14 protein-coding genes are annotated in these 14068 nt (G+C 67.3%); 7 read left to right on the plus strand and 7 right to left on the minus strand.

Annotated elements, in window-relative coordinates; translation table 11 throughout:
• The first annotated feature begins 3 nt into the window (after positions 1 to 3).
• From GGR00_RS15310 to GGR00_RS15340, 7 genes are all read left to right on the plus strand, one after another.
• On the plus strand, positions 4 to 1272 hold the full coding sequence (locus GGR00_RS15310) for an AMP-binding protein (protein ID WP_184699900.1): 1269 nt from the start codon (positions 4 to 6) through the stop codon (positions 1270 to 1272).
• Complete coding sequence (locus tag GGR00_RS15315; protein ID WP_184699901.1) at positions 1272 to 2573, plus strand: DUF6005 family protein; 1302 nt, start codon at positions 1272 to 1274, stop codon at positions 2571 to 2573. The genes GGR00_RS15310 and GGR00_RS15315 overlap by 1 nt, the downstream gene beginning before the upstream one ends.
• On the plus strand, positions 2570 to 3415 hold the full coding sequence (locus GGR00_RS15320; protein ID WP_184699902.1) for a sugar phosphate isomerase/epimerase family protein: 846 nt from the start codon (positions 2570 to 2572) through the stop codon (positions 3413 to 3415). Before GGR00_RS15315 ends, GGR00_RS15320 begins: the two co-directional genes overlap by 4 nt.
• A gap of 72 nt (positions 3416 to 3487) precedes the next feature.
• Positions 3488 to 4393, plus strand: a complete 906-nt coding sequence (locus GGR00_RS15325) for a siderophore ABC transporter substrate-binding protein (RefSeq protein WP_055982216.1) — start codon at positions 3488 to 3490, stop codon at positions 4391 to 4393.
• Entirely contained in the window at positions 4393 to 5358 is a 966-nt protein-coding gene (locus tag GGR00_RS15330) for an ABC transporter permease (RefSeq protein ID WP_184699903.1), read from the plus strand. Before GGR00_RS15325 ends, GGR00_RS15330 begins: the two co-directional genes overlap by 1 nt.
• Positions 5351 to 6292, plus strand: a complete 942-nt coding sequence (locus GGR00_RS15335; protein WP_184699904.1) for an iron chelate uptake ABC transporter family permease subunit — start codon at positions 5351 to 5353, stop codon at positions 6290 to 6292. Before GGR00_RS15330 ends, GGR00_RS15335 begins: the two co-directional genes overlap by 8 nt.
• Positions 6289 to 7047: an iron ABC transporter ATP-binding protein gene (locus GGR00_RS15340; RefSeq protein ID WP_184699905.1), complete on the plus strand. Its 759-nt coding sequence runs from the start codon at positions 6289 to 6291 to the stop codon at positions 7045 to 7047. Before GGR00_RS15335 ends, GGR00_RS15340 begins: the two co-directional genes overlap by 4 nt.
• Positions 7048 to 7104: 57 nt before the next feature.
• Here the strand turns inward: GGR00_RS15340 and GGR00_RS15345 are convergent, their stop codons facing one another.
• The 7 genes from GGR00_RS15345 to GGR00_RS15375 are packed head-to-tail and all read right to left on the minus strand — an operon-like array spanning position 7105 to position 14034.
• Positions 7105 to 8586 (minus strand): benzaldehyde dehydrogenase, encoded by a 1482-nt coding sequence (locus GGR00_RS15345; RefSeq protein ID WP_184699906.1) that lies wholly within the window; start codon positions 8584 to 8586, stop codon positions 7105 to 7107.
• The gene (gene pcaD, locus GGR00_RS15350) at positions 8561 to 9427 is read right to left on the minus strand and encodes a 3-oxoadipate enol-lactonase (RefSeq protein WP_184699907.1); all 867 of its coding nucleotides are present in this window, start codon (positions 9425 to 9427) and stop codon (positions 8561 to 8563) included. Before pcaD ends, GGR00_RS15345 begins: the two co-directional genes overlap by 26 nt.
• Positions 9428 to 9437: 10 nt before the next feature.
• A complete protein-coding gene (locus tag GGR00_RS15355; protein ID WP_184699908.1) occupies positions 9438 to 10151 on the minus strand; it encodes an ABC transporter ATP-binding protein in 714 nt (237 codons plus the stop codon).
• Positions 10148 to 10906 (minus strand): ABC transporter ATP-binding protein, encoded by a 759-nt coding sequence (locus GGR00_RS15360; RefSeq protein ID WP_184699909.1) that lies wholly within the window; start codon positions 10904 to 10906, stop codon positions 10148 to 10150. Before GGR00_RS15360 ends, GGR00_RS15355 begins: the two co-directional genes overlap by 4 nt.
• Positions 10896 to 11897 (minus strand): branched-chain amino acid ABC transporter permease, encoded by a 1002-nt coding sequence (locus tag GGR00_RS15365; RefSeq protein WP_184699910.1) that lies wholly within the window; start codon positions 11895 to 11897, stop codon positions 10896 to 10898. The genes GGR00_RS15360 and GGR00_RS15365 overlap by 11 nt, the downstream gene beginning before the upstream one ends.
• Position 11898: 1 nt before the next feature.
• Positions 11899 to 12771 (minus strand): branched-chain amino acid ABC transporter permease, encoded by an 873-nt coding sequence (locus GGR00_RS15370; protein WP_184699911.1) that lies wholly within the window; start codon positions 12769 to 12771, stop codon positions 11899 to 11901.
• Positions 12772 to 12819: 48 nt separating this feature from the next.
• Positions 12820 to 14034 carry an ABC transporter substrate-binding protein gene (locus GGR00_RS15375; RefSeq protein ID WP_184699912.1) on the minus strand — a complete coding sequence of 405 codons (1215 nt, stop codon included), beginning with the start codon at positions 14032 to 14034 and terminating at the stop codon, positions 12820 to 12822.
• Positions 14035 to 14068 lie beyond the last annotated feature (34 nt).

The following is a 14068-nucleotide window of genomic DNA, read 5'->3' on the forward strand; positions in this document are numbered from 1 at the left end:
TCGATGCTCCAGATCGACGACAGGTACTACGACCGACAGAAATTCGAGCAGATGGTGGCGGAAAGCGCCGACAGGGCCAGCCTCGACGCGAATGCGCGCTACGCCGTGTGCTTCACTGATACCGCCGGCTGGCTGGCGCTGTTCTTCGCCATCCGCGACATCGGCGCCAGCGTCTTCCCGATCCATCCTGCGACGCCGCACCCCGCGGCGCGCCGGCTGGCTGCCGCCGCAGGCTGCCACGCGCTGTATTTCAACAGCCTCGAAGCGGAGAGCCTGTCGGCCGAGATCGAGCCGGCCTCGCAGGGCCAGCTCTTGCAGATGAGCTCCGGCACCACGGGTGCGCCGAAATGCATCGCGCGAAGCTGGGCCGATATCGACGCCGAGGTGGCGAGCTATGCCGCGACGTTCCGCCAGCCCGAGGAGATGACGCCGGTCATCGCCTGCCCGACGACGCATTCCTACGGCCTGATCTGCGGCATACTGGTGGCGCTCAAGCGCGGCCGCACGCCCGTCGTCGTCGATGCCGGCAATCCGAAATACCTGCTGCGGATCTTGCGCGACATCGAGCGGCCTCTGCTCTACTCGTCGCCGGCGGTGCTGCACACGCTGGCGCGGCTGATGCCCGAGGGCGAGACGCTGCACGCGGCCATGACCTCGGGCACGGTTCTGCCCGAACCGTGGTTCGCGCGCATCCGGGCCCGCACGACGCATCTGTTCCAGCAATATGGCTGCTCGGAAACCGGCTGCATCGCGGTCAATCCCGACGTCACCGACGCGGCCGACATGGGTTTCGTGCTGCCGCACCACGTTGTTACCTGCAGCAACAGCGCGGTCGCGCCGTCCGAGATGATCGTCAGCGGACCGGCCGGCGAGATCGCGACCCGAGACCTCGGCTATTTCCGGCCCGACGGCATGCTGGTGTTCGTCTCCCGCCTCGACGACACCATCAATGTCTCCGGCCTCAACGTCTATCCGCGCGAGGTCGAGGACGTGGTGATGTCAATGCCTTCGGTCACCGACGCCGTCGCCTTCCGCAAGACGGACACGCTGGCGGGCGAACGGGTCGGCCTGCTGTTCAGCGCCAGCGAACGGCTGGACGGCCCGGCCGTGCGGCAGTGGTGCGCCCGCAACCTCGCCAGCCACCAGCTGCCGATGGAAATCGTCCAGGTCGACGCGATCCCGCGCCAGGCCAACGGCAAGATCAGCCGCCGCGAGGTGGCGGCGCAGCATGCAGCGGGACAGTTCACGGCCTTGGTGAGGGAGGTCGCGTGATGAATACCGAACAAGCGATCGAGGCGATCCACACGGTCCTGCGCGACCACATGAACCATGCCCATCTCGACCGGTTCGGCCCCGAGGCGCGGCTCAACGAGGACCTCTATCTCGACTCGGTGCTGATCCTCGAGATCTTCCTCACCCTGGAACTGGAGTTTGGCCTGCCGGCGCCGGAGGAGGCGATCAACCGCCAGGACATCGAGACGGTGCGGGATCTTGCGCAACTGTTCACCGGCGAAGCCAGCGTCGCTGCGGCGCGTCCCGAGCCGGCCGGCGAAGGCGTGCATGGCGAGGACTACATCGACATCAAGGTGCACTGCTTCGTCAGCAGCGTCTGCGACGCGCTGAAGCGCTCAGGCATCGACCAGCGGCCGTTCTATTTCAGCGTCTGGGACGCCGGCTTCGCCATCACCGACAAATGGCAGCTCGCCTATCACGACAAGTCGATCACCCACGGCTTCTTCCGCGCCTGGTACGAACGGCTCTACGGCGTGGCCATGCATGAATGGTATGACCCGGCGCGGTCGAAGGACCAGAACCTGGTCACCATGCTCGACCTGCTCGAACGCAAGCGCGACAGCGAATACCTGATGGTGATGCTCGACCTGTTCCACCTGCCGGAGCGGGAGAACAAGTTCAACCAGAACCCCTTCCCGCACTATCTGATGATCGAAAAGACCGACGATCCGAAGATATGGCAGGTCAACGATCCCGACTTCCGCTGGGAAGGCCGGATCGCGCGCGACAAGGTCATCCATGCCATCCGCCAGCCGACCGTCGGCGGCGGCTACATCTTCGACCGGCTGGAGGCGCGAAAACCCGCAGCCAGCGACCTGCGCGACTTCTTCCTCGCCTGCTACCGGCCCGATCACAATCCCCTGGTCGACGGCGTGCACAGCATCGTCTCGGCCCATCTCGAAGGACGCGACGGCGTCAAGCTCGCCGATCTCGGCGCAGCGTTGCGCGAGGTGCCGGTGATCTCGATCCGCAAATACGCCTACGAGCACGGCTTCGCCTTCTTCTGGCGCGAAATGAAGCTCGCCAATGCCGATTTCGACCATTGGTGCGACGAGATCGAGCGCGTGATCCAGGAGTTCAAGGCGCTGCACTACGCCGTCATGAAGCTCGCCCAGACCGGCGACCGCAGCCTGGCCGACGACGTCTTCCGCCGCTTGGACACGCTGGACGGGCTGGAGAAGCGGATAAAGGGCAGGCTCGGCGAGGCCTTCGAAGCCTGGTGCGCGACGAACGGCATCCCGCACACAATTCCCAGCGAATTGCTGGGAGCAGCCGAATGAAGATCTCGCTCTGCACCATCACCTTTCGCCACCACCTCGCCTCGCTCGAGGACATCGCCAGATGGGCCCGCGCCAATGACTTCCAGGGCATCGAGTTGTGGGGCGTGCATGCCCGCAACCTCGCCTATCAGCCGCATCGCGATGCCGACTGGCTCGCCGGGCTCGGGCTCTACGTGCCGATGGTCAGCGACTACCTGCCGCTCGAGGGCGATGCCGAGGCGCTGCGCACCAAGGCCGTCGACCTGTGCCGGCTCGCCCGGAACTGGCGGGCGGGCAAGATCCGCACCTTCGCCGGCAGCCGCGGCAGCCGGGACACGCCGGCCGAGGTCAGGCGCATCATCACAGCAAGGCTGCGCGAAATGTCCGCGATCGCCGCCGATTTCGGCCTGGAACTGCTGGCCGAGACGCATCCGGGGACGCTTGCCGATTGCGGCTCGTCGACGCTGAGGCTGATCGCCGAGGTCGACCATCCGGCGTTCAAGCTCAACTTCGACACGTTGCATGTCTGGGAGGGCGGGGACGATCCCGTCGCCGCCCATGCCGCGATGCGGCCGCATATCCGCCACTACCACCTCAAGAACGTGCGCTCGCGCGCCGATCTGCGCGTGTTCGAGCCGGCCAATGTCTACGCCGCCGCCGGCAACCGCGAAGGCATGACGCCGCTGTTCGACGGCAAGGTCGACTACCGGCGCTTCCTCGCCGAGCTGCGCGACGACGCTATGGCCGAAGCCTCGCTCGAATGGTTCGGCAATGATTGCTTCAACGTCCTGCGCAGCGACCGGCAGGCAATAAAGCGACTTAAGAGTCGCGATGAAGTCTTGTTGCGCACGGGCAGCTTCTGATATGTGCCAAAGAAGAGTATTTGGCGAAGGATTTATCGATCCAACGCCGATGGCACGAGACGGAGACACGAGATGAAGTATGTTCGGCTGCTGGCCAACCTTGCAGCGGCGCTGGCGATCGCCACCGCACCTGCCATGGCCGTGGAAATCACCACCGCGACCGGTCCGAAGACCATCGACAAGGTGCCGGCCAGGATCGCCGTCTACGACATCGCCGCAATCGACACGCTGACCCGCATCGGCGTGCAGCCGGCAGGTGTCCCCGACAAGCTGTTCGTTCCTGAACTGGCCGATGTCGCCAAGAACGCCACCGTCGTCGGCACGCTGTTCGAACCGGACCTTGAAGCGCTGAACGCACTCGCGCCCGATCTGGTGATCGTCGGCGGCCGCTCGTCGACGCAGGTCGAGGCAACGTCGCGCGTCGCCCCCACCATCGACATGACGATGGCTGGCGACGATCTCGTGGCCCAGGCCAAGGCGCGCCTGGCCGCCTATGGCGACCTCTTCGCCAAGCCCGACGAAGCCGCCGCCGCGGCGAAGGAACTGGACGCCGCCGTCGAAGCAGCCAGGCAGGCCGTGAAAGGCAAGGGCAAGGCGCTGATCCTGATGACCAACGGCCCGAAGATCACCGCCTATGGCCCGGGATCACGCTTCGGCTGGGTGCACAAGACGCTCGACCTCGAACCCGCCGTCGCCGATGTCGAGAGCGCGACCCATGGCGAGGCGATCTCGTTCGAGTTCATCAGCAAGGCCAACCCGGACTGGCTGCTCGTGCTCGACCGCGCCGCAGCCATCGGCTCGGGCGACCAGGGCGCCAAGGCCACGCTCGACAACGAACTGGTGGCGCAGACGACCGCGTGGAAGAAGGGCCAGGTGGTGTTCCTGCCGTCACAGGATTTCTACATCGCCGCCGGCGGCGTGCAGTCGACGCACCGCGTGCTCTCGACCATCGAACAAGCCTTCGCCAAGGCGAAGTGATGCCTGCGGCAGTGCCAAACGCCCGGCTTGTGGTCGCCACCGGCCTCGTCGGGCTGTTTGCGCTGAGCCTGTGCATCGGCGTCGACGACATGTCGCTGGACAGGATCGGAACCAATGCGGGGGCGTTGCAGCTCCTGCTCGTCAGCCGCCTGCCGAGAACGGTGGCGGTGGTGCTCACCGGCGCAGGCCTGGCTATTGCCGGGCTCGTGCTGCAGATACTGGTGCGCAACCGCTTCGTCGAGCCGATCACCACCGGCACGGGCCAGAGCGCCGCATTGGGCGTGCTCGCCGTGACGCTGCTGTTTCCGACCGCGTCGATCGGGGCGAAGACCCTCGCCGCCAGCGCGACCGCGCTTGCCGGCACGTCGATCTTCCTCGCCATCGCGCACAAGCTGCCGCCGACGCAACCTTTCCTCATCCCGCTGTTCGGCCTCGTCTATGGCGGCGTCATCGGCGCGGCGGTGACCTTCATCGCCTGGCAGACCGACCTGCTGCAATATGTCGACGTCTGGACCAATGGCGAATTTTCCGGCGTGCTGCGCGGCCGCTACGAGCTTCTGTGGATCCTCGCTGCCATGGTGGCGCTGGCGTGGTGGGTGGCCGACCGGCTGACCATCGCCTCGATGGGCCGCGAGGTCAGCGTCGGGCTCGGCCTCGACTACCAACGCATCGTGCAGCTCGGCCTCGTCATGGTGGCGGTGATCTCGTCGCTGGCGGTGGTCGTGGTCGGCATGATCCCGTTCGTCGGCCTGGTGGTGCCGAACCTCGTCTCCAGGTTGATGGGCGACAATCTGAAAAGCGCCCTGCCCTGGGTGGCCGTCACCGGCGCAACCCTGCTGCTGGCCTGCGACATCATCGGCCGCGTCATCCGCTACCCCTATGAAATTCCCGTCGGCACCGTGCTCGGCGTCGTCGGCTCGGGGCTGTTCCTGTGGATCCTGTTCGGGCGGACGCAACGTGCCTGACAAGCGGCTTCTGATCCTCGCCGCCGTGGCGCTGGCCGTGGCGGCCGCCTTCATGACCGTCGGCCTGCGCGGCAATATCGGCTTTGCGCTCGAACTGCGCGCGGTGCGCCTGCTGACGCTGGTACAGGTCGGCGTGGCGATCGCGATCTCGACGGTGGTGTTCCAGACCGTGACGGCCAACCGGGTGCTGACGCCGCAGATCATGGGCCTCGACGCGCTCTACCTGTTCGGCCAGATGGCGCTTGTGCTGACGCTCGGCAGCGTCGGTTTCGTCGCGCTCGACCCACGGCTGAAATTCGCCGGCGAGTCGGTGCTGATGATGGCGATGGCGCTGATGCTGTTCCTGCCGATGCTGCGCCGGCGCTTCGACATCGGGCTGCTGCTTCTGACCGGCGTGGTGCTCGGCGTGCTGTTCCGCAGCCTCGCCAGCCTTGTGGCGCGGGTGATCGACCCGAACGAATTCGCCGTGGTCCAGGGGTCGAGCTTCGCCGATTTCAACACCGTGCGGCCGGACCTGGTGGTCATCGGCCTGATCGTGACGCTCGTCGCCGGTGCCATCATCTGGCGGCTGCGCCACACGCTCGACATCGTCGCGCTGGGCGCCGACAGCGCCACCGGCCTCGGCGTCGACTGGACCCGGGCGCTGGCCGGCCTGTTGCTGCTGGTCGCCGCACTGGTGGCGGTGTCGACGGCACTGGTCGGGCCGGTGACGTTCTTCGGGCTGCTGGTGGTGGCGCTGGCCGAGCGCATCGTCGACAGCCGGCGGCACCAGCTGCTGCTGCCTGCCGCGATGCTGACGGCGATCATCGTGCTGCTTGGCGGCCAGATTGTTCTGCAGCACGTGCTGGGGGGTGCGGCCACCCTCGGCGTCGTCATCGAATTCGTGGGCGGCCTCGTGTTCCTGGCCATGCTGATCACAACGAGCAAGCGATGATCGAGATCAAGAATGTTTCGCTGCGCCTCGGCGACACGCAAATCCTGGAAGATGTGTCGCTGACGATGCCCAAGGGCGGGCTGACGGCGCTGGTCGGGCCGAACGGCGCCGGCAAGTCAAGCCTGTTGTCGCTGATCGCCCGGCTGCAGCCGCTGCAAAGCGGGTCCATTTCGGTCGATGGCCTGGCGGTGGACACGACGCCGAGCCGCCGGCTGGCGAAGACACTCGCCATCCTGCGCCAGGACCCTGCCGTGGCGAGCCGGCTCAAGGTGCGCGAACTGGTCGGCTTCGGCCGCTTTCCGCACCAGCGCGGCCGCATCGACGACAATGATCTGAGGCTGATCGAGGCGGCACTGCAGCAGTTCGGCCTGACCGATCTCGCCGATCGTTTCCTCGACCATCTGTCGGGCGGCCAGCGCCAGCGCGCCATGGTCGCCATGGCCTTCTGCCAGGGTACCGACTACATGCTGCTCGACGAGCCGCTGAACAATCTCGACATGATGTTTGCCCGCCAGCTGATGCGCGACCTGCGCGCCGCCGCCGACAAGGACAGGCGCACCGTCATCGTTGTGCTGCACGACATCAACCACGCCGCCGTCTATGCCGACCGGATCGTGGCGATGAAGGACGGCCGCATCGTCGCCGACGGGCCACCGGCGGAAGTGCTGCAGCCCGACGTCCTGGCCAAGGTCTTCGGCTACGAGATGGACGTCATCGAGGTCGGCGGTGCGCCGCTGGTGCTGCACCACCGCTGATTCCATCGATACTGCGCAGTGGAAGGGGCCGGCGAGCGCCCCCAACGCGCTGCCGTCTCAGAAGGGATAGGCCGGCGGCGCGTTGCGGATGGTCAGCCACTGCCACTGGGTGAAATCGTCGATGTTGCTCGGGCCGCCAATGCTGGTGCCGTTGCCCGACGCGCCGACGCCACCGAACGGGTTGATCACCTCGTCGTTGACCGTCTGGTCGTTGATGTGCAGCAGGCCGGCGCGCAGCCGGTCGCCGATCGCCATGGCGCGGCCGATGTCGGGCGAGATCACCGCGGCCGACAGCCCGTATTCGGTGCGGTTGGCGAGTTCCACCGCCTCGTCGTCGCCGCTGAAGGAGGTGACGCAGGCGACGGGCCCGAAGATTTCCTCCTCGAAGGCGGCCATGCCCGGCTTGACGCCAGCGAGCACCGACGGTGCGTAGAACAGGTTCTCATAGGTGCCGCCTGCGAGGAGCTGCGCGCCCTGCTCGACAGATGTCTTCACCACCCTGTCGATGTGATCGAGCTGGGCCTTGTTGATGATCGGACCGAGCGCGACATTGTCGGTCGCCGGGTTGCCGACGGGCAGGCTCTTTGCCTTCTTCGCCAGTGCGTCGATGAACGCCTCGAAGATCGGTGCCTCGACGAGAATGCGGCCCGACGACATGCAGATCTGGCCCTGGTGCAGCCAGGCGCCCCAGGCGGCGTTCTTCACCGCCAGGTCGAGGTCGGCATCCCTGAGGATGACAAGCGTGTTCTTGCCGCCAAGCTCGAGCGACACCTTCTTGAGATGGCGGCTGGCGTTCTCGCCGACGATGCGGCCAGCCTTGGTCGAGCCGGTGAACTGGATCATGGCGATGTTCGGGTCGGCGACGAGCGCGGCGCCCGCATCGCCGGCACCGGGCAGGACGTGGATGAGCCCCTCGGGCAGGCCGGCCTTTTCGAACAGCGCGGCGAACACCAGTCCGCCGCATACCGCCGTGCGCGGATCGGGCTTCAGCACCACCGCATTGCCGACGGCGAGGGCCGGCGCCACCGCGCGCATGGCGAGATAGAGCGGGAAGTTGAACGGCGAGATGACGCCGACGACGCCGAGCGGACGGCGGCGTGCGAGGTTCATCCGGCCGGCTTCCGACGGCAGCACGAGACCCTGTGGCTGCGAGGCGAGCGCTGCCGCCTCGTTCAGCGCCTTGATGCTGAGCTGCGTCTCGAATTCGGCCTTGCCACGGGCCGAACCGCTCTCCCGGACCAGCCATCCGACCACGTCGGCGAAGTGCGCTTCGAGCAGGCCCGCCGCCTTGCGGATCACCGCCGACCGCGTGTCATAGCTCGCGGCAGCCCAGTCGCGCTGTGCCTTGGCCGCTGTTGCCGATGCCTGAGCGACATCGGCCGGGGATGCCATGCCGATGCGGCCGAGCACGGAGCCGGTCGCGGGCTCGATGACGTCGGCTGCCTGCGAGGCGTGCTGCCAGCCGCCGGAATAGACGATCCCGTCGAGGTGCTCGCGCCCGATCAGCCTGGGCTCACCGGAAGAGACTGTGCCGTCCATCTTGTCGCTCCTTGTCATATGCACGCGGCCTTGGGCCGCCCTGTTCGGCGGCGGGGAGCCGCTGGGAAAGAAAATCGCGCAGCAGGCCGGACACGTCGCCCGGACGCTCAATGCACGGCAAATGGCCGGCACCGGCAATGGTGCGGAAGGCCGCTGCGGGTATTCGCCGCGCCGTGTCGGCGACAAGTTCAGGCGGCGTCGACAGGTCCTCGTCGCCGGCGATGACCAGCGTCGGGGCAACAATCCTTGCGATCGCGCCGGTCAGGTCGGCGTCGCGCAGCGCCCTGCAGGTGTCGGCGTATCCTTTGGCCGGAGTGCGCTCAAGCATCCGCTGCCAGCCGGCGAAGGCGTCGGGTTCGGCGTCGCGGTAGGCGAACGAAAACCAGCGCTCCATGATCTGGTCGCCGATGGCCGCCACTCCTTGGTGCAGCACCGCCTCGATGCGGGCGTTCCATGCCTCCGGCGTGCCGATCCTGGCCGCCGTATCCATAAGCACCAGCCTGGTCACCCGTTCCGGCGCGCGGACCGCCATGTCCATGGCGATCAGCCCGCCTACGGAAAGCCCGCAGACGGCCGCGCTGCCCCAGCCGACATGGTCGAGCAGGCCGGCAAGGTCGTCTGCGTGGTCGGCAATGCCGCGAGGCGCGGGCGCGACCTCGCTCAGCCCGTGACCGCGCTTGTCGTAGAAGAGCAGGTCGAAATCGCGGCCGAGTTCGTCGGCGACATCGTCCCAGATCGCCAGGTCGGAGCCGAGCGAATTGGCGAAGACGATCCTCGGCCCGGCGCTGCGGCCAAGGCGACGATAGTGGAGGACGACACCGTTGGTTCTAGCGAAGGACATGATGGGTGCCTCAGTGCAGGCCGAGATGGCGTTCGAGCAGCTCGGGCTGGGCCAGCAGGTCGGCGGGCGTGCCGTCGAACTCGATGCCGCCCTTCGACATCACCACCATGCGGTCGGCGACCTTCGACAGGTTCTTGATGTCCTTGTCGACGACGATGGTGGCGATGCCTTCGCCGCGGATGACGGCGAGCGTCTTCCAGATCTCGTCTGCCACCAGGGGCGCCAGTCCCTCGGTCGCCTCGTCGATGAGGATGATCTCCGGATTGGTCATCAGCGCCCGCCCGATGGTCAGCATCTGCTGCTCGCCGCCCGAGAGCTGGTGGCCGCCATTGCCACGACGCTGGGCGAGGCGCGGAAACACCGACAGCACACGGTCCAGCGTCCAGCTACGCTTGCCGTTGCGACCGGCGCGCGACGCCATGACGAGATTTTCGATCACCGAGAGCGAGCCGAAGACGCCGCGCCCCTCGGGCACGAAGGCGACACCGGCCAGCGAGATGGCTTCCGGCTTGCTGCCGCGGATCGAGCTGCCATTCAGGTCGATCGTGCCCTGGACACGCGGCACCAGCCCCATCAGCGAGCGCAGCAATGTGGTCTTGCCCATGCCATTGCGGCCGATGAGCGCCACCTGCTCGCCCGGGCGCACGGCGAGGCTGACGCCATGCAGGATCTGGCTCGGCCCGTAGAAGCTCTCCAGCCGGTCGACTGTCAGAAGCATGCTCATGCGACGTCCTCCGCTTCTCCGAGATAGGCGGCCCGCACCACCGGGTCGCGCCGGACGGCATCGACCGTGCCCGAGGCAATGACCTTGCCGTCGGCCATGACGGTGAGCCGGTCGGCGATGGCAAAGACCGCGTCCATGTCGTGCTCGACCAGCAGGATGCCCCGGCCCGCCTTCAGCGACGCGATCAGCCCCGTCATGCGGCGCGCCTCGGCGTGCCCCATGCCGGCGAGCGGCTCGTCAAGCAAGACCAGCCGCGGCGCGGTCGCCAGCACCATGGCGACTTCGAGCTGGCGCTGTTCGCCATGGCTCATCGATCTGGCCGGGGTGTCGGCGCGGCCTTCGAGGCCGACCTCGGCCAGCGCAGCAAGCGCCGCCTCGCGCACGTCGGACCGGCGCTTGCCGTCGCAGCGCATGGCAAGGGCGCCGGGCCGTGTCGCCTGGGCAGCCAGCCTGGCGTTGTCGAACACCGTGCGTTCGGGAAAGATCGTCGTCTTCTGGTAGGAACGGCCGATGCCGCCCCGGCAGCGCCGGTCGGGGCCGCTGACGGTGACGTCGCGGCCATCGAGCAGGATGGTACCGTCGGTCGGCCGCAGGTCGCCCGACAGCAGGTTGATGAGCGTCGACTTGCCAGCGCCGTTGGGGCCGATGACGGCATGGACCTCGCCTTCGCGGACGCTGAGGGAAACGCCCGAGCAGGCGGCAAGCCCGCCGAAACGTTTGCCCAGGCCACGGGCTTCGAGAACGTCACCCGACATTGTTCGCCTCCTTCAGCTTGAGCGCCGGCGTGCCCGCACGCCTGCCGAGGCCCGTCAGCCTTGCGACGTCCTGCAGGCCGCCGGGTGCAAGCAGAACCAGCGCGATGACGATCAGGCCGTAGACGAGCTTCCAATCGTCGATGAAATATTTCAGCACCTCCTCGAGCCCGGTCACGACCAGGGCGCCTGCAAGCGGTCCGGCGACGCGGCGCGTGCCGCCGAGCACGACCATCACCAGGGCGGTGGCGGAGAGATGCCAGCCGAGCATCTGCGGCGCGACAAAGCCGAACTGGGCGGCCGAGAGATAGCCGGCAAGCCCTGCCAGGGCAGCGGACAGCACGAAGGCAATCAGGCGCACCCGGAACACCGGGATGCCGAGCGCCAGCGCCCGCCGCTCGTTGTCGCGCGCGGCCGTCAGGGCATCGCCGAACGGCGTCGACAGCAGATGCCGGATCAGCCACCAGGTCCCTGCCGCCGCGGCCAGCGAGACAAGGTAGAATGTCACCGGATTGCCGAGGTCGAGCAGGATCGTCTCGCCGAACGCCAGCACCGGCTTGACGTAGAGGAACAGCCCGTCCGAGCCACCGCCGATGGGGGTGTCATGGAACAGGAAGAACAGCATTTCGCCGAAGGCGAGCGTCACCATGATGAAGTAGACGCCGCGCGTCCTCAGCGACAGCACGCCGACGACCAACGCGACGAGCACGGTGGCACCAACGGCAAGCGGCAGCGTCAGCAACAGCGACGGCTCATCGTATTCGGGTGCGGCCAGCACCAGCGCATAGCCGGCCAGGCCGAAGAAGGCGGCATGGCAGAGACTGACGAGCCCGCCGAAGCCGACGGCGAGGTTCAGCGCCATGGCCAGCGTGCCGAGGATCAGCACCTTGGCCGCGAACTGGACGTAGTAGTCGGGCACCAGCGCCGGAAGTATTGCCGCCGCAACGACGGCCGCCAGCAGCGCAATGTGGGTGCGTGTAGACAGGGGTTGCATCTCAGACCTCCCGCTTGCCGAGGATGCCGGTGGGGCGAACCACCAGGACAACGGCCATCAGCACGTAGACGAGGATGCCGGCGAGTTCCGGCATGAACACCTTGCCGAAGGTGTCGATCAGGCCGATCAGCAGCGCGCCGATGGCAGCGCCCGGCACCGAGCCGATGCCGCCCAGCACCACCACCACGAAGGACAGGATGAGCATGCCGTCGCCCATGCCGGGGAACACCGTCGAGATCGGCGCGATGACGGCGCCGGCGAGTGCGGCGAGCGCAATGCCGACGGCAAAGACGTAGCGGTTGACGCTGTCGAACGGGATGCCGAGCGCGCGGGTCATTTCCCGGTTCTCGGCGCCGGCGCGCACCACCATGCCGATTCGGGTCCGGCGGATGACCATGAAGATGGCTACCGCCACCGCCAGGCACAGCAGGCTGACGACGAGCCGATAGACCGGGTAGTTCAGCACGTCGGTCAGCGGCAGCGAGCCCGACAGCCATTCCGGCAGCGGCACGGACTGTACGTCGCGACCAAACAGCATCTGGCGCAATTCGTCGACGACGAGGATCAGGCCGAAGCTGAGCAGCACCTGCGAGAGGTGGTCGCGGCCATAGAGCCTGCGGATGAACACGCTCTCCAGTGCCAGCCCGACGACGAAGCTGATGGCGAAGGCGCCGAGGATGCCGACGGCGAAATTGCCGGTGGCGACCGTCAGCCACCAGGCGAGATAGGCGCCGAGCATGTAGAAGACGCCGTGGGCGAGGTTGATCACTCCGAGGATGCCGAAGACCAGGGTCAGGCCGCTGGCGACGAGGAACAGCACGAGCCCGTACTGGACGGCATTGAGGAGCTGGATGGCGAAGGTGCCGATATCCATGACTGTCTCCGTGTCCGAGAGGGGAGCGGGCGCTTATGCGCCCGCCGTTCAGGCCATGCGGCAGCCGCGCGCCGGATCCTGCACCGCCTCGCCGGCAACCGAGACCAGGGCATTGCGCCCGTCGCGGACCTCGCGGAGGTAGATGTTCTGGATCGGATTGTGCGCAGCCGAGAAGCTGAGCGGCCCGCGCGGGCTGTCGATCTTCGCACCCGCCATGGCCGCGAACAGCGCCTCGCGCGCCGAAGCATTGCCGTCGGTGGCGCCGAGGCCGGCCTCCAGCAAGGCTGCGGCATCAAAACCCTGGACGGCGTAGATGTCGCCGGTCTCGCCGGTCTTGGCCTCGAAAGCCGACAGGAAGGACTTGTTGGCGGGCGTGTCGAGATCGTCGGCATAGTGCAGCGTGGTGCGGATGCCGGTGGCGGCGTCGCCCTGCGCCTTCAGCGTGCCGTCGGTCAGGAAGCCGGTGCCGTAGAGCGGGATCTTGCCCTTGAGGCCCGCGGCAGCATAGTCGGTGACGAACTTCACCGCCCCGCCGCCGGCGAAGAAGGCGAACACCGCGTCGGGCTTCAGCGTGGCGATGCGGGTGATCAGCGCCTGGAACTCGACTTCCGGGAACGGCACCGTCAATGCATCGACGACCGTGCCGCCGGCGGCCTCGAAGCCCTCGGCGAAGGCGCCCACCATCTGTTGCCCGGCGGTGTAGCGCCAGGTGATGGTGACGACGTTGCGATGTCCCTCGTCGAACACGACCTTGCCCATCGGATGCGCCGGCTGCCAGTTGGAGAAGGACGTACGGAAGATGTTGGGCGCGCAGAGCGGGCCCGTCGCCTCGTCGGCGCCGGCATTCGGGATGATGAGCGGCACGCCGCTGTCGCGCGCCACCTTGACCATCGCCATGGCGACCCCGGAATGCACCGTGCCGATGACCACGTCGGCCTTGTCGCGGCTGACCAGCCTGTTCATGTTGTCGGTCGCGGTCTCGGGCTTGGACTCGTCGTCGAGGCGGATGAACTCAACCTTGCGGCCGCCGAGCACGCCCGACTTCTGCTCGACATAGAGGTTGAAGCCGTTTTCGATGAACTGCCCGAGCTTGGCGTAGGTGCCGCTGAAGGGCAGCATCAGCCCGACCTTGAGCGGCGCGCCCTGGGCGATGGCCGGCCTGGGAAAGCCAAGGGCGAGGCCGGTGGCGCCGGCTGCGGTTGCGCCCAGAAAGCTCCGGCGCGTCATGGCGAGTGTCCGTGTCGTCGGCTTGATGATGGTCATGTCATTTCTCCTCCGTTTTGTCGTCATTGCTCAC

The organism is Aminobacter aganoensis (assembly GCF_014206975.1).
GTDB classification, from domain to species: domain Bacteria; phylum Pseudomonadota; class Alphaproteobacteria; order Rhizobiales; family Rhizobiaceae; genus Aminobacter; species Aminobacter aganoensis.